Source organism: Oleiphilus messinensis (genome assembly GCF_002162375.1).
Taxonomy (GTDB): Bacteria; Pseudomonadota; Gammaproteobacteria; order Pseudomonadales; family Oleiphilaceae; genus Oleiphilus; species Oleiphilus messinensis.
Window position 1 is genome coordinate 5,789,507 of sequence record NZ_CP021425.1, and the last position, 21,070, is coordinate 5,810,576.

The 21,070-nt window shown below is 48.7% G+C and carries 23 protein-coding genes; 12 read left to right on the forward strand and 11 right to left on the reverse strand.

Translation table 11 applies throughout. The features are described from left to right. Positions 1-103: 103 nt before the first annotated feature. Together OLMES_RS25030 and OLMES_RS25035 are read right to left on the reverse strand one after the other, a co-directional pair. Entirely contained in the window at positions 104-1,729 is a 1,626-nt protein-coding gene (locus OLMES_RS25030) for a methyl-accepting chemotaxis protein (RefSeq protein ID WP_198343121.1), read from the reverse strand. 122 nt (positions 1,730-1,851) lie between these two features. After that, entirely contained in the window at positions 1,852-2,118 is a 267-nt protein-coding gene (locus OLMES_RS25035) for a hypothetical protein (protein ID WP_087463765.1), read from the reverse strand. Between the two features lie 153 nt (positions 2,119-2,271). Between OLMES_RS25035 and OLMES_RS25040 the strand changes: the two genes are divergently transcribed. Beyond that, a complete protein-coding gene (locus OLMES_RS25040; protein WP_232465205.1) occupies positions 2,272-3,087 on the forward strand; it encodes a M90 family metallopeptidase in 816 nt (271 codons plus the stop codon). On the opposite strand, the gene OLMES_RS25045 is transcribed toward OLMES_RS25040, so the two are convergent. Together OLMES_RS25045 and OLMES_RS25050 are read right to left on the reverse strand one after the other, a co-directional pair. Next, positions 3,084-3,566, reverse strand: coding sequence for a GreA/GreB family elongation factor (locus tag OLMES_RS25045; RefSeq protein ID WP_087463767.1), 483 nt, complete (start codon positions 3,564-3,566; stop codon positions 3,084-3,086). The two genes, OLMES_RS25040 and OLMES_RS25045, sit on opposite strands and share 4 nt — an antisense overlap. Positions 3,567-3,594: 28 nt before the next feature. Next, entirely contained in the window at positions 3,595-4,380 is a 786-nt protein-coding gene (locus OLMES_RS25050) for a substrate-binding periplasmic protein (protein WP_087463768.1), read from the reverse strand. Positions 4,381-4,790: 410 nt separating this feature from the next. On the opposite strand from OLMES_RS25050, the gene OLMES_RS25055 reads away from it, so the two are divergent. Further along, the gene (locus OLMES_RS25055) at positions 4,791-4,976 is read left to right on the forward strand and encodes a hypothetical protein (protein WP_087463769.1); all 186 of its coding nucleotides are present in this window, start codon (positions 4,791-4,793) and stop codon (positions 4,974-4,976) included. Positions 4,977-4,999: 23 nt separating this feature from the next. Here OLMES_RS25055 and OLMES_RS25060 read toward each other — a convergent pair whose 3' ends face one another. Beyond that, entirely contained in the window at positions 5,000-6,268 is a 1,269-nt protein-coding gene (locus tag OLMES_RS25060; RefSeq protein ID WP_087463770.1) for a PQQ-binding-like beta-propeller repeat protein, read from the reverse strand. A 284-nt stretch (positions 6,269-6,552) separates the two neighbouring features. On the opposite strand from OLMES_RS25060, the gene OLMES_RS25065 reads away from it, so the two are divergent. Together OLMES_RS25065 and OLMES_RS25070 are read left to right on the forward strand one after the other, a co-directional pair. Beyond that, positions 6,553-7,020, forward strand: a complete 468-nt coding sequence (locus OLMES_RS25065; RefSeq protein WP_087463771.1) for a Dps family protein — start codon at positions 6,553-6,555, stop codon at positions 7,018-7,020. 282 nt (positions 7,021-7,302) lie between these two features. Then, positions 7,303-8,163: an N-acyl homoserine lactonase family protein gene (locus tag OLMES_RS25070; RefSeq protein ID WP_087463772.1), complete on the forward strand. Its 861-nt coding sequence runs from the start codon at positions 7,303-7,305 to the stop codon at positions 8,161-8,163. 6 nt (positions 8,164-8,169) lie between these two features. On the opposite strand, the gene OLMES_RS25075 is transcribed toward OLMES_RS25070, so the two are convergent. From OLMES_RS25075 to OLMES_RS25085, 3 genes are all read right to left on the reverse strand, one after another. Beyond that, positions 8,170-8,934 (reverse strand): SGNH/GDSL hydrolase family protein, encoded by a 765-nt coding sequence (locus tag OLMES_RS25075; RefSeq protein WP_087463773.1) that lies wholly within the window; start codon positions 8,932-8,934, stop codon positions 8,170-8,172. Between the two features lie 80 nt (positions 8,935-9,014). Further along, complete coding sequence (locus OLMES_RS25080; RefSeq protein WP_087463774.1) at positions 9,015-10,229, reverse strand: FAD-binding oxidoreductase; 1,215 nt, start codon at positions 10,227-10,229, stop codon at positions 9,015-9,017. Further along, positions 10,222-11,742: a phytoene desaturase family protein gene (locus tag OLMES_RS25085; RefSeq protein ID WP_087463775.1), complete on the reverse strand. Its 1,521-nt coding sequence runs from the start codon at positions 11,740-11,742 to the stop codon at positions 10,222-10,224. The genes OLMES_RS25080 and OLMES_RS25085 overlap by 8 nt, the downstream gene beginning before the upstream one ends. Before the next feature lie 266 nt (positions 11,743-12,008). Here OLMES_RS25085 and OLMES_RS25090 point away from each other — a divergent pair, with 266 nt between their 5' ends. Continuing rightward, positions 12,009-12,641: a TetR/AcrR family transcriptional regulator gene (locus OLMES_RS25090; RefSeq protein ID WP_087463776.1), complete on the forward strand. Its 633-nt coding sequence runs from the start codon at positions 12,009-12,011 to the stop codon at positions 12,639-12,641. 2 nt (positions 12,642-12,643) lie between these two features. Here the strand turns inward: OLMES_RS25090 and OLMES_RS25095 are convergent, their stop codons facing one another. The 3 genes from OLMES_RS25095 to OLMES_RS25105 all read right to left on the reverse strand — a co-directional run bounded on the left by OLMES_RS25095 (position 12,644) and on the right by OLMES_RS25105 (position 16,933). Beyond that, the gene (locus tag OLMES_RS25095) at positions 12,644-14,719 is read right to left on the reverse strand and encodes a vWA domain-containing protein (protein WP_087463777.1); all 2,076 of its coding nucleotides are present in this window, start codon (positions 14,717-14,719) and stop codon (positions 12,644-12,646) included. A 409-nt stretch (positions 14,720-15,128) separates the two neighbouring features. Beyond that, complete coding sequence (locus OLMES_RS25100; protein WP_087463778.1) at positions 15,129-16,784, reverse strand: IS200/IS605 family accessory protein TnpB-related protein; 1,656 nt, start codon at positions 16,782-16,784, stop codon at positions 15,129-15,131. Next, positions 16,784-16,933: a MerR family DNA-binding transcriptional regulator gene (locus OLMES_RS25105; RefSeq protein ID WP_157678082.1), complete on the reverse strand. Its 150-nt coding sequence runs from the start codon at positions 16,931-16,933 to the stop codon at positions 16,784-16,786. The genes OLMES_RS25100 and OLMES_RS25105 overlap by 1 nt, the downstream gene beginning before the upstream one ends. 160 nt (positions 16,934-17,093) lie before the next feature. Here OLMES_RS25105 and OLMES_RS25110 point away from each other — a divergent pair, with 160 nt between their 5' ends. The 7 genes from OLMES_RS25110 to OLMES_RS25135 all read left to right on the forward strand — a co-directional run bounded on the left by OLMES_RS25110 (position 17,094) and on the right by OLMES_RS25135 (position 21,034). Beyond that, entirely contained in the window at positions 17,094-17,423 is a 330-nt protein-coding gene (locus OLMES_RS25110) for a hypothetical protein (RefSeq protein WP_087463779.1), read from the forward strand. Positions 17,424-17,438: 15 nt separating this feature from the next. Next, entirely contained in the window at positions 17,439-18,071 is a 633-nt protein-coding gene (locus OLMES_RS25115) for a TetR/AcrR family transcriptional regulator (RefSeq protein WP_087463780.1), read from the forward strand. Between the two features lie 70 nt (positions 18,072-18,141). Continuing rightward, positions 18,142-18,636: an SRPBCC family protein gene (locus tag OLMES_RS25120; RefSeq protein ID WP_087463781.1), complete on the forward strand. Its 495-nt coding sequence runs from the start codon at positions 18,142-18,144 to the stop codon at positions 18,634-18,636. A gap of 86 nt (positions 18,637-18,722) precedes the next feature. After that, positions 18,723-18,866, forward strand: a complete 144-nt coding sequence (locus tag OLMES_RS28420; protein WP_198343122.1) for a hypothetical protein — start codon at positions 18,723-18,725, stop codon at positions 18,864-18,866. 273 nt (positions 18,867-19,139) lie between these two features. Continuing rightward, positions 19,140-19,769, forward strand: coding sequence for a BON domain-containing protein (locus OLMES_RS25125; RefSeq protein ID WP_087463782.1), 630 nt, complete (start codon positions 19,140-19,142; stop codon positions 19,767-19,769). A 69-nt stretch (positions 19,770-19,838) separates the two neighbouring features. Continuing rightward, positions 19,839-20,120 carry a hypothetical protein gene (locus OLMES_RS25130; RefSeq protein ID WP_087463783.1) on the forward strand — a complete coding sequence of 94 codons (282 nt, stop codon included), beginning with the start codon at positions 19,839-19,841 and terminating at the stop codon, positions 20,118-20,120. Positions 20,121-20,386: 266 nt separating this feature from the next. Next, complete coding sequence (locus OLMES_RS25135) at positions 20,387-21,034, forward strand: class I SAM-dependent methyltransferase (RefSeq protein WP_087463784.1); 648 nt, start codon at positions 20,387-20,389, stop codon at positions 21,032-21,034. Positions 21,035-21,070: the final 36 nt, after the last annotated feature.

The window sequence follows — 21,070 nt, forward strand, 5'->3', positions numbered from 1 at the left end:
AGAAAACAATACTGTAACAATCACTGTATATAAGTAGATTTAGTCAAGTATTTCGTTAACTGCTAAAGCCCTCAGAATGCTCGTTCCAGAAGCATAAAGCGCTTTAACGAACAGAGAAAAACTTGAGTAATTCGCTGACTTTCTCACTTGCGGCATTCATATTCTGGCTGGAGCGATTTGTCGATTCAGCAATCGTCGTGCAGTCGTCGGTCAATCCCTGCACCTCGTGGACGTTACGACTGATATCCTCCACTACCGCACTTTGCTCTTCCGCCGCAGTGGCTATCTGTTGTGACTGATCATTAACCTGGTCGATGTTGGTAATTACGCTTTCGATCATGGCATTGTTTTCTTCGACTTTTTGGCGCGCGACGTCCGCAGTACCTGTGCTACTGGTCATCCGCTCCACCGCAGACACACTGGCCTGACTGAGCTGGCTCAACAGGGTTTCAATTTCGTTCACCGATTCCTGCGAGCGTTGTGCCAGTCCACGAACTTCATCCGCTACCACAGCAAAACCCCGGCCTTGCTCCCCGGCACGGGCCGCTTCAATCGCCGCGTTCAGTGCCAGAAGATTGGTCTGCTCCGAGATACCACGGATAACATCCAGTATTTTTTCGATATTTGTGGTTTCCTCCCGCAATCGGGTGATCACTTCACTGGTCTCCCCCAGTGAAGAGACCACTTCCGCTATCGCCTGCATGGCCTGCGCTGAAGATTGCAAACCCTCTTGGGCCTGCCGCGCAATATCAGTCGAGGCTGCTGCGGTTGAGTTGGTATTTTCTGCAATTACCTTCGCGGTTGACGACATTTCCTCAATAGCCGTGACCACCTGCATCAGATTGTCACTGACACGTCCCGCCACGTCATGTAGCCGGTTATTTTCCTGCAGTACAGCAGAACTGTTATCATGTACCACATCAGCGGATTCCATTATCTCCCGAACCACTTTTCCAAGGTGATCGGTAATACCCGCGATCGAACGTCTTAAATCGGCAATTTCATCTGAACCTTCAGGTTCAGCGACCCCACTCAAATCGCCTTTGGAGAGTTTTTCTGCATCCTCACGCACCTGATTGATCCCGCGGATGATCTGACCTGAAATCCCCCCTCCCAACAAGAGAGCCGCAGTGACGGCTAGAACAAGCGCAACGTAGAAAGTGAGCGTAGCGGTTTGAATATTTGATTGCGTTACCTGTTGGCTTTCCAACGCGGCTTCATCCACTTCTTGACTGAAACGCTCAAAAAAAGCCATGAGCTTATCGTAAGAATCAACAAACGCTTTAAATATCGGATAGGGGGCAGCATGATCGGCCGATGACTGCATCGCCTTTACGAAGGCTTTATTTTTGCTCTGGTAATCCTGAGTTAACCGTTCCAACTCATCAAATGTGCCCTTTGGCCCGGCATAGCTTTTTTCCAAATCATTCAGTAGATCCGGTGTAATTCGATGATTTTCATCAAGTTCAGCGATGAATCCCGGCACCTGGTCCTCAAATTTAAGCAAGTACACAATTTGCAAACCGCGGGAGCTCACCATAATTTCTATTTGAGATGCTTTAACCCGCTCGAATTTCTGTTGTGCCGTAAAATTTTCCTGATAAAAACGATTAAAGCTATCCGCTATTTCATCACCGGCATTACGAATAACAAACAATGATACGATGAAAATGACAGAGATCGTTGCAATGAGCAGCGTAAATTTGCCACGCATGGATAGCTTATTCATAGAGTACTCCTGAATAGGTATTCGGGTTTGCGTGAACTTAAGTATAGATGCCTCTGTATCATTTTGTGACATTACGTTCGATTTAAAAAAATCTAAAAAGACTACCTGCCAAATAAAAATATTCATTCCAAATACAGCTTCGCCTGTCGCACCGTGATCATGATTTGGTCCCATTCATCTTCCCCGATACCGGTATGAACCAATCGTGGACGGATACATTTCGTCACAGCCCCAATATCGGCCTGAGTACGCCCGTGGCGTTGATAGACCGTTGCTAACTCATCGGGTTTCACATCCGGGTTATTTCGGATCGATTGAATAACATCGTCTACACAGGCCTTTACGGCAGGATCAGATGCAAACAGTTTGCGAAAAAACGATAAGGCCATGCTACTCTCCTGTAGTGCTACTCTACTGTAGTGCTCCGCTCGTACTCATGTAGTACTCCTGAAGCAAAAAAATGATCAATGATTGTGCCTTGAATTCATGCCCAACGGGCACAATGATACGGGCATATCATCTACCTCAAGGATGTGCAAAATTTGAACCCTGCCCTCTACGTGTTGATCGTTTGCAGTGCCCTGCTGGCCTACTATTTAATCAGACGGTTTCGCTCTGAGCGATTCGAGCACAAGCCGTTTCCCATGGAGTGGGAACGCATTATCAATGCAAACGTACCGATCTACAAAAAACTCCCCGTTGCCTTGAAAGTACAACTCCGGCAACTCATTAAACGATTCATGCAAAAAAAACAGTTTCATGGGTGCGCGGGGTTGGTGATTACTGATGAAATAAGATTGACGATCGCCGCTGAGGCTTGTCTGTTATTACTGAATCGCCCCACAAATGAATACTATTACTTGCAGCATATCCTGGTCTATCCCGCAGCGTATGTCGCCAAACAAAAAGGCAGCAATGAGCATGGCATCGTCGAGGAACTGCAACGAAGCCTTGCTGGAGAGTCCTGGACTCAAGGAAAAGTGATACTCTCGTGGGATGATGTCATGAAAGGCTCCCGTAATTTTACGGATGGACACAATGTCGTATTGCACGAATTTGCCCACCAGCTCGATCAGGAATCCGGTAGTGCCAACGGTGCGCCCTTGCTGGGACCGAACTCAAGCTATCAAAGTTGGGCCCAGACCCTGTCCCACGAGTTCGAAAAGCTGAGACATGCCAGTGCCGGTGGCCTGCATACTGTGCTGGACTACTACGGCGCAACGAACCCGGCAGAGTTTTTTGCAGTCGCGACAGAAACGTTTTTCGAAAAACCTGATGCACTTAAACACAGACACCCAGCGTTATTTAACGAACTCAAGAAATTTTATGCTGTGGATCCAAGTGAGTGGCATCGCTAGAGGACATCAAGGACCTCCCACTCAATGGGGCCCGCTCCCAATGTGATTTGAAACTCATCTCCACACTCCAGTCCCAGTAGTTTCTGCCCCACCGGAGACGTCGCGGTTAATACCTGACATAGCTCTCCTTCTGCATCCACTTTAATTCCACCCCCTGCAGAACCAAGGAAGTAGAGCCGGGTTTCATCCGTATCCAGAGCCCCCACACGAATCATTGCACCAATAGCAATCGGTCGATCCGTAAAATCAGGGAATCGTGTATTTTCATAAGCCCCCAATGCCGACTTCAATTCAGCCACGCGCCGGGACAAACCATCAGCCAGATAACTGGCTTCCAGCGCAAAGGTATCGTATTTATTTTCAGGTACACTTTCTTCATGGGTTGCGGTATTGCGCGCTTCATTTGCCGCATCCGTAACAGTTTGCAATTCATTGCGCAGGTGCACAGCAATTTGGAGGATAATTGATTCTTTATTCATGGTTCCTGTTATTCATAACGCTTGTGATTCAGGGTAACCTGGAAACCGGTTCAGTTCGGATAAATTCATCAGTATAGCGGGCGATGATGCGGTCAATCACGCCTTCTTCACGTATTTTCCGTAGCGCAACATTCACCGTACCCAATAATTCAGGACGGGATTGATGTATCCGGACTCGCAGGTCAGAGCGATTAATGATTGGCCCTATTTCAATCAAGGGCCGGACGTCGCGCACAACCTCATGGGTTCGCACCATGTAGTTAAACTCATTAACATCAATTATGCCCGCATGGGCACGCTGAAATGCGATTTTCTGGATCTGCGAGACATTGTCTTTACTGTCACTCCGGGTGAAATACTCTGCTCCGACATAGCCGTACCCCAGAATGGTCGCAATTTTCTTATCCTTGAGGTCGTGAAGCGTCTGATAGGGGAAACGTTTACCTTTCGGAAAGATAAGAATCTCATTCACGGTGAGTACCGTATCGGACCACAGCGTAACAGCCTGATTGGCGGGACTCGGCCGCCAATCAGGATTCAGGCAACAGTCGAGCTGAATAAGTCCTGCTTGAAACTCCAGATCAGCACGCTTTACCGGTAAGAACGGTTTGACCGGAATGAACTCGGCCTCGATACGTGCATCAAGCTCCAGAATAACATCATGCAATATCCCGCTGGCGACACCATTCTGGATGATCCAGTACGGCTCCCAGGAAATTTCAGTGATCGAATAGCGAACATGGTCATCAGCTTGCACGCTCGTTGCAAGCGCCAAAAACAGCCATGCAAAACTAAAGTACGACTTGACTTTCACTTCTCAAAGCGCCCCATGATGATTGGATCTATCGTATATCAGAATAGTTCAGGATCGACCTTTAGACGATCCAACGGCAGGCGACAAAAATTGTCAGAAGTTGCCACAAAAACACTGACAACCAACATTTTTGCAAAATTTCCCGCCAGATTTCGCCCAATTCTACCGATCATACCTCAGGCTCGATTGGCAACGATTTACCAACAAGAAACCAGAAATACAGTACTAATCAACAATCTGACATTATCGTTCGATAGCCCAGGGTCGACTAACGATACTATGAGGAAGGATTATTAAAATATGAACACAATTGGCAATGATATTGCTCAAAGAATTCTGTAAACCAAAACTTGCCAAGATCAGTGCACGCACAATGGAGCAAAAGCACTGCAAAGTGAAAAGGTGTTTCCATGAATCAAATTTTCAACAAAGTACAAGGCTCACTCGCCAAAAGCCACACGCAAAAAGTAAACCCGAAATCAGCCAGCTCACGCACTGCAGCAAGCTGGGAAATGGATGCTTATGATGCACTACGGGTACCCATACTCGTGGAAGAGTCCAGCCAATCCGGCGGTGGCAGCGCTTCACGCAATTAAGCCACCATCGGCAAGGTTACAACCTATTGAGATAATGCCAAGCGTAATTTGCCTGTGCGAACCCGTTGCGGGTGATCTCCCACCGGAACACTGGCAATCTCTCTGGCTTCGGCAAAGGAAATCACAGAGACACGGTCTTGCTGGCTGACGGATACGTAACAGTATTTTCCATCTGCACTTTCTGTCGACCAATAAGGCTTCGACCCCAATGGATCATCCGAAAGCGTAACGATCTTGTAATCCAGCGACTCCCGATCAACGATCGCGGCATAACCCGACATGGTTCCAGCAGCACACAACATCGTTCCTTCATGGTTAATCGCCAGACCATGATGGGCCGAATTTAACTGGTAATCACCAAACCCCAGTCGTTGTATCTCATCCGGTATCGGCAAATCGACTCTACGCGTCACTTTGTCCAGTTCGAGGTCATATTCAAAAAAGCCATGGAAAAAGGAAACCTGCATGTAGGCGAACTTTTCGTCCGGTGAAATGGCCATCGGTCGAACCGCATGGTCAATCCATTCAATTCCGGCTTCCTCAAGCTTCTCCTGCATATTAATGCGCTTGAGCACTTCATAGGTTTGGGCATCAACCACCTGAACCCAGCGATCACCTTTCAACCAGTCCAGCCAGGGGGATGAAACGAACACTTTTCCGATACTGGCATGGTAAATTCGCTTGCCGTCTTTGGAATAAATATTCTCATGGGGCTGATCACCGGACTCGAATCCCCCGACAATCTCACCGGTTGCGGTGTCAATCGCATGAACTTTTCGGGCTGTTGACGCGGAAACCAGAAATATTTTGCCATCCGGGGAAATAGCCGAGTGATCTGCCCGAACCCCCTCGACCGGAGTACGCCATAAAATTTCACCGCTGTTCACGTCCAACGCGATCACATCAGCAAAACTCGGGCGGGAGATATAGAGATAGCGGCCATCCTTGGAGGTAAACATATCGTCGACCATCTGGTCATTGCCTTCTCCCACAACACTACGGATAAAAGAAGCCTGAATCCGACGGACAATACCGGAATAAATATCATCGAGACGGTCTTCTCGGTCTGGAACGGCGTTCAGGCGCTTGATGACCTGAAACGTTTCCGGATCAAAGATATCAATTGTGCCATCCCAATTATTTCCTACCACCACGACATCTCGCAGCGGTGTTTCCTGTGTTACTTCGACGGGGAACGGATTTTCAACAGGAGGCAACTCTGTCGTAGTCCTGCATCCAGAGAATACAGTGGAAACAGCCAGAAGCAGCAATGTGGCGCGGATTTTATTCATATTATCTCCGATGATTTATGTCATATATCAAACCGGCACTACTATATCAGCGCAGCAACGTGCCTTCTGTAACCTAAGTGACATTTACATGGTGGCAACCTGCTATTAACTATTACGCAAATACTGCCGTCACAATTAAATGGGCCTCGATTTTAAATATAGATATAAACGATTATAAAAATAGAATAAATAGATTTTAACTTTTACGTAAAAAATTTTATCTTGGGATCATTAAACAATTCAGCCAGAACAAATAACGATTAAAATGACAGGAGCAAGCTGACATGACCACGATTGATATTGGTATTAACCAAACCGACCGAACGAATATCGCCAATGGATTGAAGAAATTGTTGGCGGACACTTACACACTTTACTTGCAAACCCACAATTTTCATTGGAATGTCACCGGCCCACAATTTCGGGAACTGCACTTGATGTTTGAAGAGCATTACACGGAAATGGCTGTTGCCGTTGATGATATTGCCGAACGTATTCGAACATTGGATGTCGCTGCACCGGGCACATACAAAGCCCTGGCGGAGCTGACGTCAATCCGGGAGGTAGAGGGTGTGCCTGTGGCCAGCGATATGGTTGCGATACTGACGCAAAGTCACGAACAAGTGGTGAAAACCTGCCGCACCGTACTGGGAATCGCACAATCCGCACAGGATGAATCCTCCGCAGCGCTGATCTCGGACCGGATGCGGGTTCACGAAAAAACGGCCTGGATGTTACGCGCCATGCGGTGAAACCCTTGCAGTGAGACCCGGACAGATACCGCCTGGAACTCAAAGGGGAAATTTACTCCTGCTGATTCAACTGCTCGCGCTGTAACGGCGCGAGCGGTTTCAATCCTTCGGGGAATAATAGGGATCGAGCGCTACTGATTGAGGTTTTAGCACCGAATAAGGCGTAACTTACGCAACACTATTAAGGATTCAAATTTAGCGATTACCGGGAACTATATATAGCGTATTAAGTCCAATACACCAATCTAACCCCAGACTTTCAAACAGTGGGACATTCGTGACATGGACATTCGTCATTTACTCATCTCGACACTTTCCCTAATCCTTACATTGAATAACTGCATGGTATTCGCGGACAATAAAAAGTCCCCCGCTACAGTAGAGGCTTTGGTCATCTTCAAGTGTGGCACAGTGAACTCTCCTGACCGCTCACTTTGGTCTCCTGGAGTCGATGTAAATGTTAAGCATCAAATGGTTGCCAGCTGTTATCTGATTCGACATAAAGATGGAATGATGGTCTGGGATACCGGAATCCCTGAATTTGTAAAATCAAAGCCAGAAGGCGTAACGCTGGCCCAAGGTAAAATCAAATTGACTTTAGAGCAACCTTTTCCAGAAGCGCTCAAGTCGTTTGGTATAAAACCTGAAGAGATTGATTTCCTGGCCCTTTCACATATGCATGCCGACCATGCTGGAAATGCAAACGCGTTTGCAACGGCGACTTGGCTGGTTCAGGAGGCGGAATATGACGCCGCATTTGGCCCACTGGCGAAACAGCTAAATTTTAACCCGAAAACCTATGAAAAACTCTCTCACAGCAAAGTCATTAAATTGAATGGGCACCATGATGTTTTCAATGATGGCTCGGTCATTTTGATTCCTGCACCGGGGCACACACCGGGTCATCAAGTTCTCTTTGTCCGTCTGCCCTCCGGACCGGTCGTTCTATCAGGGGATTTATGGCACTTTCAATCCAACTGGAAGTTCAGCCGGGTTCCAGGTTTTAACTATGATCCAAAGCAAACTGCGGACAGTATGAAAGCGATTAATGCACTGCTCATCGCAACGGGAGCCAAACTTTATATACAGCATGATTTTGTTCAAAATTCTCAATTACCACATGCACCAGATATAATTCGTTAACAGGATCTAGCGAGGTATGCGCATTTGACAATGCCAACATTTAATGGCTTCTGCCACTTCCTGTCCCCATAGGCGATAAATCGGCAAACCGGGGTGAAAACCGTCTTCAGCCATCATTAATGGATCAAGCGGGAAGTCACCCGGCAGCAGGGTACAGGAGGGATTGTTGTTTACCAGTCTGGTGAGCCCTGCGTTAAACTGCTGAGCCCGACGCCCAAGCCACCAACGCAGCGGCTGCGGTAAGGCCGGAAAAGCGTGCATGGGCGGAACCGGTGCCAGTACGACATGACGAACGTTAAATGTGGTTTCAAGCGTTTCCAGAAGCGATTGTACCTGATCGAGCCAGGCTTGATCTGTAGCCCGACCCGTTACATCATTCACACCGACTGACAATACTGCCACATCAAAACGCTCCAGCATCGGGGACGCCAGCGTGCTGGACTCAAGGGAGTTTGTCTCAAGTGCGATAGACAGCATGGTTTGCACTTCCTCGGTATTCAATCCGGATCGCGCCAGTAACTGCCAACTCACACAGAAATCCGAACTTAGATTTCTGACCACATGACCACTCAACGCATCGTCCTGGCGTTGAACCCCCACTCCCGCGGCAGCAGAGTCACCCAAAATTAAAACCCGCAAGGGAGACCCCGTTCCAGCCTGCCCTGCTCTTGGGCCATCGGGCTCGGCGAGTTTCGGTGTTTTAATGCGTGTGTAGATACCTTGGCCCAATAAAACCGGACCCAGGACAGCCATCAACAGCGTGTTAATCATACTCAGTTCTACAAACTCACCTAGAATCGCTTGAACCCGGTAAAGGATCCAAGCTGTTTGCCCATATCAACGCAGTTCGATTACAACATGATCTCAATGTCGCCTGTGGGGAAGGCGACACAGGAGTATATCCAGCGGAACTGGCGATCCGATTGCCTCAAACGGGCTTCGGGAGGATTAAATACATCTCCTTTAACCAATTTCACCCGGCACAAACTACATTCACCCGAGCGACAGGCATTTTCTGCCGAGTAACCATTTCGTTCCAAGCTGTTCAGCAATGGTTCTCCGGCTTTTGCCTTGAATTGTCCGCGTCCTTGAACCGTAACGGTGATCTCGTCCTGCATGGCCACTGCACCCGGCCAATCCGGCAGCTGGTCTGGTGCTTTTGGTGGCCCGTTACATTCGATTCGAATTCGCCGCTTTGGCACGCCAAGTTCTGTTAACACAGCCAGGCAATGCTCGTTGAAGGGAGTCGGCCCACAAATGTAGTACATTTTACGGTTCAGATCAGTACCCAGCAACGCTCGGATCAATGGTGCCTGGAGTCGACCACGATGCCCACAGTAATCCTCAGGTGGTCTTGAGATCACTTCAGTCAAGGTGAATTGATCATGATGCACCGCCAGCTCGCCCAGTTCATCCTTATAAATTACATCATCAACATAGCTGTTACTGTATATCATATGGAATGAATGCGGCATGGATTGTTGCAAGATGTGCAGAATCATCGCTCTTGCCGGGGCGGAACCAGAGCCCCCAGCCAGGAACACAAGATCTTCGCCGTGGAAAACAGGGTTATGATGAAAGGTTCCCATAGGGCCCGTGCTTGAAAACGACTGCCCTACCGCCACTTTATCCAACAGAAATCCGGAAACAAATCCTTCACTGACCCGCTTGACGGTCAGGTCGTAATAGTGGCGCTGCTCCGGGGAGGAGGATATGGCGTAGGGTCTGGCCGTCTCAACACCATCGATGGTGACGAACAGATTGATGTATTGACCCGCCTGAAATGGCGGCAGGCTCCGGCCAGCACGATCCACCAGGCGAAACGTTTTCGTTGTCGCGGTTTCTTCAACAATATCCCGCACGATCAATTGCAAACGCTTCGGGTGCAGCTGAGCGATCGTGGCTGAAACATCGCCCTTCTGGTCAAGAAAGTCACTGCCCTTTTCTTCAAGACGGTCTTTGAGATCGACCGCGTCCTGATAACCCACAACAATGTTCAACGGTTCTGACGAATTCACAGTATCAGAAGAATTCAAAGTATTAGAAGAATTAAAAGTATCAGGCATACGCAACCTCCTCGGTTTTTAATTTTTTCAATACCGCTCGCGCAGTCGCTTCTCCAGCCATGTAGGTCGGTTGGAATCCGCCCACGGAGGTCCAGGAACCCGCCATATAAAGACCGGGTACGGCATCCAGTCGCTCACGCATTAAATTTGAATCCTGTGGCGTCTGCTGAAAGCCATAAATCGCACCATCCGGGGTATTCAGGTAGCGCATCATGGTCAAAGGCGTCGCCACTTCGACTTCTTCGATGTGATCCCGGATTTTGGGATACACCTTGGCAACCAGATCAATCAGCTTTTCGGCAAATGCGTATTTGGTCTCGGCATATTGCTCTGGGGGCACCGACTTCCATTTCTCACCGTATTGCAAGCAAACGAGAACCACCTGACTTTTCCCTTTCGGGGCGAAGTCCGAATCTTCCAGGTTATAGCAGGTCAACATACCGCCCAGAGGACTCTCCAGTGTCGACATGCGCTCAAAAATGGCATCCTCATCCAGACTTTCGTAGATAAAACTTGAAGCATCGGTAATACCCAGCTGTTCAGGGGTACAATCCAGCCCCATGTAGATAACAAACGCGGAAGTCCCCATACGACGAGACTTGAAGTCTTTGTGTACGGTAGCAGGGGGTGTTTCAATATCCAGTAGCTCATTGAAAGTCAGAATCGGGCTGGCATTCGAGACAACGGCTTCACAAGTCACCGTTTCACCGGATTCCAGCCGGACAGCATGAACCCGACCTCCAGAAGTCAGAATTTTCTCGGCACCACAGTTGAAGTGCACCGTACCGCCCGCCTCCAGAAATGACTCAAGCAAGGCATTGGACATGGCTTGAGACCCCCCCTTAATATGCCAGGGCTTGAAGGCCGCATAGGCGTATATCATTTGTGCCAGGTCTGGAAACTGCATAATACTTGGTGGAACCCCGCCATAGGTCCAGTACGGGGAGAGTATGTGTTTGAGCTTGTCATTACGGAAAAATTCATCGAGCACGACCTGCACTGACTTGAAACCATACTTCACAAAGTGGGGACACTGCGCCTTCAGGAGTGTTTCGCTTTTCATCTTGCGCGCCTGGGGGAGCCCCACATACGCTTCAATCGTAATTTTCTCGCACAGCTGCAGAAAAGATGCTATCGCCTCGGATTCCTCCGGGAACATATCCTGAAGCGTGTAACGCAATCCACTCCAGCTGGCCGGTAAGCTCACATCAATCTCACCCGGCACAATCATGCGGTACAGAGAGTGTTCCTGAACAAACTCAACTTTGTCCATCACACCCAGTTGATCGAAAATTTTGCGCATAATAAAGGGCCGCTCCTCGGTCCCCAGTCCGCTTAACTGATGCAGCGCAACCTCAAATTCAAACTCGCCACGAACAAACGAAGTGGCGCATCCCCCCGGAATATTGTGCCGCTCCAGCAGCAATGTTTTGCTACCACCACGCTGAAGTGCAGCGGCAGAAGCCAAACCGGCATTACCCGCGCCGATAACTACGGTATCAAAGTGTCTCATCAATTCCCCCTAATCTTATAAATGATAAGATTGGTTAAAAAAATGTTGTTGGTGTAATTCAGATATTCGTGACTGTATTGCTCACATAAAACCTTGCTTTTACGTTTTCGCTTTCTTAAGTGTTCTCATCTGATCGAGTTGTAGCCAGTCTAAGAACTCATCTTAACACTGTCAAGATAATCTTATCAGCGTTTAGTTAAAATGCTGTGATACACTTCCAGCGGTATTCATTGAGACCTTCAACGTTCAGTTATTTGACAGACACTATGACACAACAAAAAGCACGAACCCGAACCAAATACCATGTCGGTAATCTGGCACCACAACTACTGGCAGCGGCGCGGGAAATGCTGGAAGAGGTAGGACCGTTCAAGCTGTCACTGCGTGCAGTATCAGAACGGGTCGGTGTGAGTTCCGCAGCGGCTTATCACCACTATGCCAATCGAATCGAACTGATCAGCCACCTTGCTGCACAGGGGTTTCGGGAACTGGGCTACGCATTACAAACAAATGATGCAAGTCTGGCAGACCCAAGCGAAAAGCTGCGCCAGGCAAGTCTGACCTATTTTACTTTTGCCCGCACAAACCCGGCTTTATATCAACTGATGTTCGGCCCGGAATTCAGTAATGCTGATTTGATACCTGAACTGCAAATTGCCCGGGACGAATCTTTTGGTGAACTGCGCAAAATCATCGGCGCAATACTCCACGCAGCGCCCGATACACCCGAAGTCCGCCGTGCAGCGCTGGCGGGTTGGTCTTATACCCACGGTCTGGCATCACTTGTCATACACGGTGTGCTCAACTTCCCTGACGAGACCAGCACCGAGCGCTACGTTGATGTGACATTGAAGGGTTTTGAAGATTTGTTCAAAACCCACTTTCAAAATGTGAAATAAGCCTAGTTCGTCACGACGCGAACCGCTTTCTGGATCAGCACAACCCGACCATCTGCGGCTTCGAGTATATACCGAATACGGTATTCCCCTGCAGAATCCGGGGCCTGAAGCATCCCGGCCCCGGGTGCGGACGCGGTATAGAAATAGCTCAGCTCGCCAAAGGTCTCACCATATCCGGCAGGAACGAGATCGACATAGTCACCTTGAGCACTGGGGCCTGACCAGGTGACGGAGAATCGTTCTCCAACAGGAACTTCAGCGGGAAACTCAAGCGTTGCCGAGGCTTTTTCGACGGTAATCGACTCACTGGCCACAACCCTTCGCCCTGTCGCGCCTTCCATGACATACCGAACCTGATAATTTCCCGGCTTGCCTGGCACCTTCAGTGCCCCCTTTTCCGGTGCAGACCGGGTATAAAAGTAGCTCAGCTCCCCTGAAGTATCACTGTAACCTGCTGGTACCAGATCAATATAATCACCTTTTCCATCCGGCCCATTCCAGGAGACCTCTAAAGCTGCCCCCATTGAAACGGATTGTGCCAGCGTCAGCCGGGCTTCGACATCTTCAACCAGAATATCCTGCCTGGTTAACACTTCCCGTCCGTCACTGGCTTGCAAAATATAACGGACCGTATAATTTCCAGGCTTGGCGGGCGCGCGTAACGATCCGCTCTCCGGTGCCGATTTTGTATAAAAATAGCTGAGTTCACCGGCCGTATCCGTGTAGCCCTGCGGTACCAGATCAATATAATCCTGAGGTGCCCCCGGGCCCGTCCAATAAACAGGGAATTCTGCTCCCGCACGGATACGATCCTCAACCGCCAGTGAAGCTTTAGCCGCCAGAATAGTGATAGGTTCTGCAACCAGTCGCTTTCGACCATCAGGCGCTTCCATGATGTAACGAATATCATACTGTCCGGCACTTCTTGGTGCTTGCAGAGTCACACGGTCTTGAGACTCACGGTCATGACGTTCCACATAGGCATAGGCTAATTCACCTGCTGTTTCAGTCACACCAGAATCGACAAGATCAATGTAATCCCCTTTGCCGCCGGGTCCACGCCACTGTACCGCGAACATCGCTCCGGCATTGGCTTCTTTTGGTGCGATCAGGGCAACATCACTGTCCCGAACATGCAGAGCTTCTCGGGCTAAAACATGTTTTTTGTTTTTGCCTTGCCAAACATAGCGCAATTCATACTCGCCAGGGTCACCCGGCGCTTTAATCGTTCCGGGCTGACCACTTCTGACCCAGGCATATGAAAGCTCACCATAGGTTTCGCGATACCCCTTCGGCACAATATCCACATAATCCTGCTTGCCATCAGGGCCAGTCCAGCGCACATTGAATGCGGAACCGATAACGGGATCAGCTTCCGGCCCATTCAAGGTTGCGCTTGGGATTGTCTCGCTCTCAGGTTCGGGCTTTTCCTGTGCAACCCTGCGCAACGATTCGGCTAACCCTTGGCCATCCTCAGCTAGGAAAAACTGTCCTCCGGTCGCCTCCGCCACACAGGCCACCTGTTTTCCTTCCTCGGCATCGAGACCGAAACCGATGACATGGGCAGTAAAGTCGACTCCTTTTTGCTCCAGACTTCGTGCCACCGCGCAGGGATCTTTGCCGCAGGTCTCAACCCCGTCGGTTACCAGAATCACCGTGGCAGGACGTGTTTGACTTGCCAGTATGTCTGCCGCCTGGACAACGGCATAGGTCAATGGGGTTTTCCCCTTTGGACGAATTGCCTTCACAGCGGATACCACATTCCCGATCGCACCCTGCTCTGGTGCTAACAGTAATTCAATATCAGAACAATCACCTTTGTTCCGATGGCCATAGGCCATCAAGCCGATGGCGCGATCAACATCGAAAACCGCACTCACGTCATCAATTGTGCTTCTGGCGATCTCTATTTTACTGCGTCCCTCTATTTGCCCCCACATCGATCCGGAAGCATCCAGAACCAGTAACGTTTGTCCGGCATCACTCTCAGTGGCAAAAACGCTACTCGTCATTGATGCGAGCATCGTCCCCGCGACAACCGTTTTGAAGATCCGTTTTACGCCAAAATCGCTTCGCATGATTTATTAATCCTTGTCATCTGTTTAGCCGTATTGTCCGTTTATCCCTTGATTACATCCGCTCAGCACGATCTATTACTGTGCGCGTCCCCCTCTCGATAGCGACAAAGTTAACAACTCTCCCTCGTGAAAATCAATGCCAACCCGTTTCATGCCCTCCCCAATCCAGCGCGCTGCAACGTTGACTTTCACCATACAACACCATATACATATGCATCACATTTTGTTTATATGTTGCAATTAATGCTAAATTCGGAGCATCTCTCATGGCAAAAACACTTAATAAAAATACGGTTCAAGCTTATCGTGACTATGGCTTTTTCGGTCCCGACTCAGTGGTATGGAAAGTCTTTCAATACCGTTATCATAAACCTGCTTAAACCTACTCAAGGTTTAAACGAGCCTATCCCTACAGCGCAGGGTGCGCGGAAAGCAGTGGAGTGCTTTCCTGAATCAAGTCGGGACTCATGCCCGGTCTACCATCAAGGCGAGCCTCGACGGAGTAACTAACCCGATTCACACGACGAAAGTGACGCCAACCACTCAGAAAATCTAATGATTTTTCGAGTGGTTGGTACCAACGCTGAAGTTTGTGGTAATACTGATAATCCCCGAGCGCCATCCTTACAGGCGGATACTCGGTCTTAACGGTACCCTTCGCGTTAATACCAATGAGTTGTTTTGGCGGCTTTTCTTTAAAGCCATAATGCCGACGACCAATCACTAGCGCGGCTGCATGGTGATCTGAAAAACCGTGTCGATCACGATACTTCATCCGCCCCAGTAATGAGGTATAAGCCGGATTGACGTGATAAAGGCGTATGCCGCGTTTTATGCTTTGCGTTTCAATCAAGTCCTTGATCTTACCGTAAGCAAAGGCATTCAACATGCGGGCATACTGAGGATGATCCTGCTTTTGGTATTGCCATTTCTTTTGCTGAAAATCCAGCTTTTCGATCACCACCGCTTTACTGTGCTGTGCGGCAAAGTCCATCAGGTCTCGCACGGCATCCCCAATAATAGCTGCCCGTTGAGCATCATTCTTATAGTGTAACGGTAAGTCAAACGTTCGGTGTTGCAGTGGGTTACCGTTTCGATCCAGCTCGACGACCGCTAAGTGATCCGGGTTGACATCCACACCAATGACACCTTGATCAGCATCGATCCACTCTGCTTGCGCTGTTGGTCCTGCCACTTCCACGCTAACGAGTAACCGCCAACCTTTTTTGTCTCGCTTAAATCGAAAACTCAGGGGCTGCCCTTTGACTGATTTATCGTGTTTTTTAACCTGATTCTGCCAAACGGCTTGGGCAATCGCCGCCTTACCATGCTTGAATTGCAGGCGATCAATGTTAATGGTCGTGCCAAACGTGGCGCGTAATTGATGGGGCACCAAGAGTTTTAGTTGGTAAGCATCTTCTTGCTCACTGGGCGATAGCTGGGCATTTTGACAGCCCCAGGATTCATCATGAGAACCCACTAATAGAAATTCGCGGTGTCGTGCTTCGTGCCAGCGTTGTTTCCAGCCTTCAATGGCCGAACCCGTTTCTAACGCTTGACGCTCTTTCAGCAGCTTTCGACCACCAAAACAAATCGGTGTTTTGTTTTCCTGTTTTTCGGCCACCAAGGCGGACTGCTTTTGCTGCCAACGACGCAGTTTTACTTCTTTCTGTCGTAGCCTGTTGCGAAGTTGTTTTGCCTGTTGCGGGCAGCCTTTCTCTGCAACATGATCACAGCGCTTCTTTAGCTTGTTGAGCGTTTTCTCCAGCTGTTTGATTTTAACGTCCAGCGTCACCAATCGGTTGTTTCGATTGGTTTGGTAAGACTGGATTAAACCTTTAATGCTTTGCCGGACGCCTTGAAATACCCGGTAGCTGAAAGGCATCCCAATTTCATGCATAAACTGGGTACGATTCAATTGCTGGGCTTTAGGCTTTTGTAAGTTAGCAAACCAACGAAACTTCACTTGATTCCACAGCTCGGCATATTGGCACAATGCCGCATCCTGCTCATGAATCAAATCAAGCCGGGTTTCAAAGGTGAGTGTTTTCGTTGGCGTATCCACTAGGCGATGGCTCGTTGATTTTTACGACGATGGCCACCAGGCGTACGGAAATCTGAGAAAAATCGTGATTCTTTTTCCCAGCGACGAAGGGTGGAAACGGCCACCCCCAGCAGAAAAGCGGCAGCGCCTATCGATAGAAATTCAGCCATGATCATCACCTCCATCCATGAGAAAACAATACTGTACAAACTACTGTATATGAGTAGGTTTAGTCAAGTATTTCGTTAACTGTTAAAACCTTTTCGCCCTGCATTACGTTATCTGTTCCGCACCTCAACAATCGCAACTCTGCCAAAATGGATGCGACGCATGGGTGGCGTCAGACAAAATCAACTGGAAGATCTGGCCGCGATTACGATCATGCGCCTGGCACTGGGTGCGATTGCACAACTGCCCAACACACAGCAACTCAGTATCATTGAGTTGCTCTCACCCAGTACAGCTAAAATAATCGCCCCCATTTTACTGGACTTAACCCCTGATAATCCGAATACTGTGGCACCGAAAGCGGCGTGGAAAAAAGCAAAACTGCCAACGCCGAGAGAACAATACGCGAAAGATATTGCAGACCGTCCTGAAACGCCCGCGGATCACGCACCGAAAGACCCGGGCGCCGGGAGACTGCTGCAATTCAGGTAACGGAGTCAGCCCTAATTGTCTACAGTCGACTTGATCAACTTGTTACAGGAAGCCCGCAATACATCATTTGACGAGACCCAGAAGCGGATTCTGGATGCGGCATTGGAAGAAGCCGCCGCGCAAGGACTGCATGGTTTGACGATCGAAGGCGTAGCCCGTCGCTCACGCTTGAATCGTGCCACCATCTATCGTCAGGTGGGTAACCGGGACCAGTTGCAGACCGCACTGGCCATGCGCGAAGCCAAACATCTAATGGACAAACTATCCACAGCAGTCGCCGGGATATCAGACCCGGAAACGTTGTTGGTTGAGGGCTTCGTTGCAGCCATACGTTTCGCACGGGAGCATCCTGTCATTGCAAGAACGGTAAAATATGAGCCCGGTACACTCATTACCATCGCCCTTGCCAATGATGCGGCATTACTGCGTACTGGAGCCACCTTTATGGCAGACACCATTCGTTGGGCACAAGAGTATGGACAAGCTAAACATCTGGATGCCGATACCGCTGGAGATGTTGCGGCTCGACTCTTTTCATCCTTCGTACTGCTACCCGATGGCCACAATAACTTGCATGATGACGATACAACCCGGCAGTTTGCCACGACCACGCTGGTTCCGATGTTGCTCGGGAAAAATGGCCGGTAGACAACTCGAATAGGCCCGTAAAAACCTGACGGGTCGATAACATACTTTAATTTAACAGGAACGGAATACCATGCCGAAATGTAATCCTGCATCGCTGGAATTTCTGGAAACAGCCCCCTGCATTGAAATCAATACCGTAGATTTACCCGCAACACCGGAAGAAATTTTCGCGCTGTTCGAAGATGGAGACAGCTGGCCAAAATGGTATAAAGCCATCACAAAAGTTAAATGGACCAGCAGCAAGCCCTACGGAGTGGGAACCACTCGAACAGTGAATCTGGGTTTATTAAGTGTCGATGAATATTTCTTCGAATGGCAAACCAACCAGCGCTTCGCGTTTTATTTCACCGGGACCAATCTACCCTTCGTTAAAACGCTGGTTGAGGTTTATGATTTACAACCAGTGAATGCTGACACCACACGATTTACCTATACCGTCGCCTACGACCCGACATTTCCGTTGACCATATCGGGCCCCGTGGGACGCGCATTTCTGGCCAGAACGTTCAAAAAAGCCAGTCTGTCGCTACAAAAATACCTAAAACAACAACGCAACCTTAAGTAAGGCAACATCGGACCATTGTCACTTATCACAATAATGAGTCAAAACTGACCACAATCTGAATATCAGAACCTCAAGGAGACCACCTTATGACACTTTGTCCAATCGCAATGGCAGTAGGCTGCCCAAGCTGCCCGGCGTTCAAAATCTGCCCGGCCACAAAAATACTCGGCGACCAGAAAAACAATCAGACCGAGACCCCCTCACAACAGGAGAAACCCGCGAAAGACTAAATTCGCCAATCATTTTGCTGGCTAATGCGGTTGCAAAAAAATAACCATCACTATCATTAATTTGATATCCAACCGCATATCAACAGTTTAGCCTGTTGCATTTTTGCAACACATACAATATTTACGGCCATTTTTGACGATGAAAGATGGCTTTTTTAGCTAATTTTTCAGCATTACCACCCATTTCAGGCCATTTATTAGTCAATTTTTCTGGCACGCATCCTGCTCCTGCACTATTGAACCTAAAATTAAGGTCGTATCAAGGAGGCTACAATGATTTTTAGCAAACACAGCATGTCAGCGGTACTTTTATTCACCACTTTATCCGCTCCACTGAGTCTGAATGCCGCAGCGCAAACCGATGCGCAGGCTGAGCAAGGCCTGATTTCGGATGAAACCAAACAGGCATTTCAGGACGGCTGGCGTGAAGGGCGGCTGGAAGCAACCTATTTGTTGAATACACACCTTGATGGTTTCAGCCTGGACGTGGAGATCGAGGACAAAACCGCCATTCTTTCCGGTGACGTTTCCTCCGAAATCGAAAAGGAACTGGCAGAAGAAATCGCTCAGGGAATGGATGGCATTGAGAATGTCGAGAATCAAATCAAGGTAACTCAGGTTACAGCTTCCGAATCGGCGCGTACTGAAACGGAAAAAAGCTTCCTGGGCACACTCGAAGATGCATCCATAACGGCATCAATCAAAACCAAGCTATTGCGCAGCAATTCCATAAAAGCGATGGATGTCAATGTAGACACCGATGCTGCAACGGTAACGCTGGAAGGCGAAGTTGAATCGGAAATACAGAAAGAACTTGCCGGGCGTATTGCCGCGAATACCCAGGGCGTAAATCGGGTGCAGAACCAACTGGTGGTTCACCAATCAGAGCAAATGATTAACTAGTACGTAACACAATCCGGCACCTCATGAAAAGCTCACTTTCACGGGGTGCTCAAAAAACCGGAGTCAATCATGAACACCGAATCCGAACCCAAACACAGCATTCAGCAAATTGATGCCGGAGATCTGACGCTACCGGGTGATAACGGTGTCAACGATCTCAATGTACCGACACTGGATTCCTGGTACATACGCAAAGGTAGCTTACATGGTTTTGTATACAACCATCCAAGTATCGCCAATGGCAGCTTTATTCATACAAATACCGTTGTTTGCAACTCTCAGCACTTCGCGCTAACCCAATCGATGAGCTTGTATCGTCTGGGATCACAGGCAAATTCAGCGCCTTGCTAAAATGTACGCACTATAAATATGCGTTCAATATCAGCCCAATACAGCCTACCTACTATGGATTAGGCTGTATCCCCCTTTTGCTCTTTTTTCCCCATCCAACCTTCCTACAGTTGTAATCGATAATATTTATCATTACATTTAATGTTTTTCTTAATAAGTGCTTTTAAGTCCCTGACATTCAGAACAATAACCGGGGCACAAAAAAGCCAGGAGATTCCCTGATCTTTCACGTTCAGGTGTTTCAATGCAGTAACACTGGAGAAAACATGGAACCACAGGAAATTGCCAACCAGCTTCGCTGTCCGAATGGTGCAGAAGCCAAAGAAGTCGCCCAGCAGATGAATAAAGCGAATCAATCCACCAATCACCTGTGTATCGATTTATTACAACTGTCAGACCAAGACAAGGTTCTGGAAATAGGCCCCGGAAATGGCGCATTTGCAGCCCGTATTGTGAATGCCGCGCAAGACATTCACTACACCGGGGTGGATTGGTCAGCCGATATGGTGTCTGAAGCCAAACTAAAAAATGAACAATTGCTTACCCAGAATCAGGCACAATTCTATCAAGGTAACTCAAATAACTTGCCCTTCAAGGCACAACAATTTGACAAGGTATTTTGTGTCCACACCCTGTATTTCTGGGAACGGCCATTGGAACATCTCAATGAATTAAAGCGGGTTATCAAACCAACCGGACGCTTCTGTATTGGCTTCGGTGATCGGACCTTTATGCAAGAACTCTCCTTCACCCCTTATGGTTTCTCGTTGTATGGCGCAGAGGATGTAACGGAACTGCTCCGTTCCGCGGGTTTCAATCCGATTGATATTCAACAGCATGTGGAGACCGGGGTCAGCAATACCGGAGAGAATGTGGAAAAGGTGATGAATATTGTTGTCTGCACACCTCGCTAGCCCCGAACAGAAGGTAAAACACACGGGGCACGAGCG

Coding starts and splice junctions, on each gene's coding strand:
- OLMES_RS25070 (WP_087463772.1), top strand. CDS start 7,303: ATGGACATTCGTCATTTACTCATCTCGACACTTTCCCTAATCCTTACA.
- OLMES_RS25105 (WP_157678082.1), bottom strand. CDS start 16,933: ATGGCTGAATTTCTATCGATAGGCGCTGCCGCTTTTCTGCTGGGGGTG.
- OLMES_RS25075 (WP_087463773.1), bottom strand. CDS start 8,934: ATGATTAACACGCTGTTGATGGCTGTCCTGGGTCCGGTTTTATTGGGC.
- OLMES_RS25090 (WP_087463776.1), top strand. CDS start 12,009: ATGACACAACAAAAAGCACGAACCCGAACCAAATACCATGTCGGTAAT.
- OLMES_RS25080 (WP_087463774.1), bottom strand. CDS start 10,229: ATGCCTGATACTTTTAATTCTTCTAATACTTTGAATTCTTCTGATACT.
- OLMES_RS25030 (WP_198343121.1), bottom strand. CDS start 1,729: ATGAATAAGCTATCCATGCGTGGCAAATTTACGCTGCTCATTGCAACG.
- OLMES_RS25065 (WP_087463771.1), top strand. CDS start 6,553: ATGACCACGATTGATATTGGTATTAACCAAACCGACCGAACGAATATC.
- OLMES_RS25130 (WP_087463783.1), top strand. CDS start 19,839: ATGAACACCGAATCCGAACCCAAACACAGCATTCAGCAAATTGATGCC.
- OLMES_RS25095 (WP_087463777.1), bottom strand. CDS start 14,719: ATGCGAAGCGATTTTGGCGTAAAACGGATCTTCAAAACGGTTGTCGCG.
- OLMES_RS25045 (WP_087463767.1), bottom strand. CDS start 3,566: ATGAATAAAGAATCAATTATCCTCCAAATTGCTGTGCACCTGCGCAAT.
- OLMES_RS25055 (WP_087463769.1), top strand. CDS start 4,791: ATGAATCAAATTTTCAACAAAGTACAAGGCTCACTCGCCAAAAGCCAC.
- OLMES_RS25035 (WP_087463765.1), bottom strand. CDS start 2,118: ATGGCCTTATCGTTTTTTCGCAAACTGTTTGCATCTGATCCTGCCGTA.
- OLMES_RS25085 (WP_087463775.1), bottom strand. CDS start 11,742: ATGAGACACTTTGATACCGTAGTTATCGGCGCGGGTAATGCCGGTTTG.
- OLMES_RS25110 (WP_087463779.1), top strand. CDS start 17,094: ATGGGTGGCGTCAGACAAAATCAACTGGAAGATCTGGCCGCGATTACG.
- OLMES_RS25060 (WP_087463770.1), bottom strand. CDS start 6,268: ATGAATAAAATCCGCGCCACATTGCTGCTTCTGGCTGTTTCCACTGTA.
- OLMES_RS25120 (WP_087463781.1), top strand. CDS start 18,142: ATGCCGAAATGTAATCCTGCATCGCTGGAATTTCTGGAAACAGCCCCC.
- OLMES_RS25125 (WP_087463782.1), top strand. CDS start 19,140: ATGATTTTTAGCAAACACAGCATGTCAGCGGTACTTTTATTCACCACT.
- OLMES_RS28420 (WP_198343122.1), top strand. CDS start 18,723: ATGACACTTTGTCCAATCGCAATGGCAGTAGGCTGCCCAAGCTGCCCG.
- OLMES_RS25135 (WP_087463784.1), top strand. CDS start 20,387: ATGGAACCACAGGAAATTGCCAACCAGCTTCGCTGTCCGAATGGTGCA.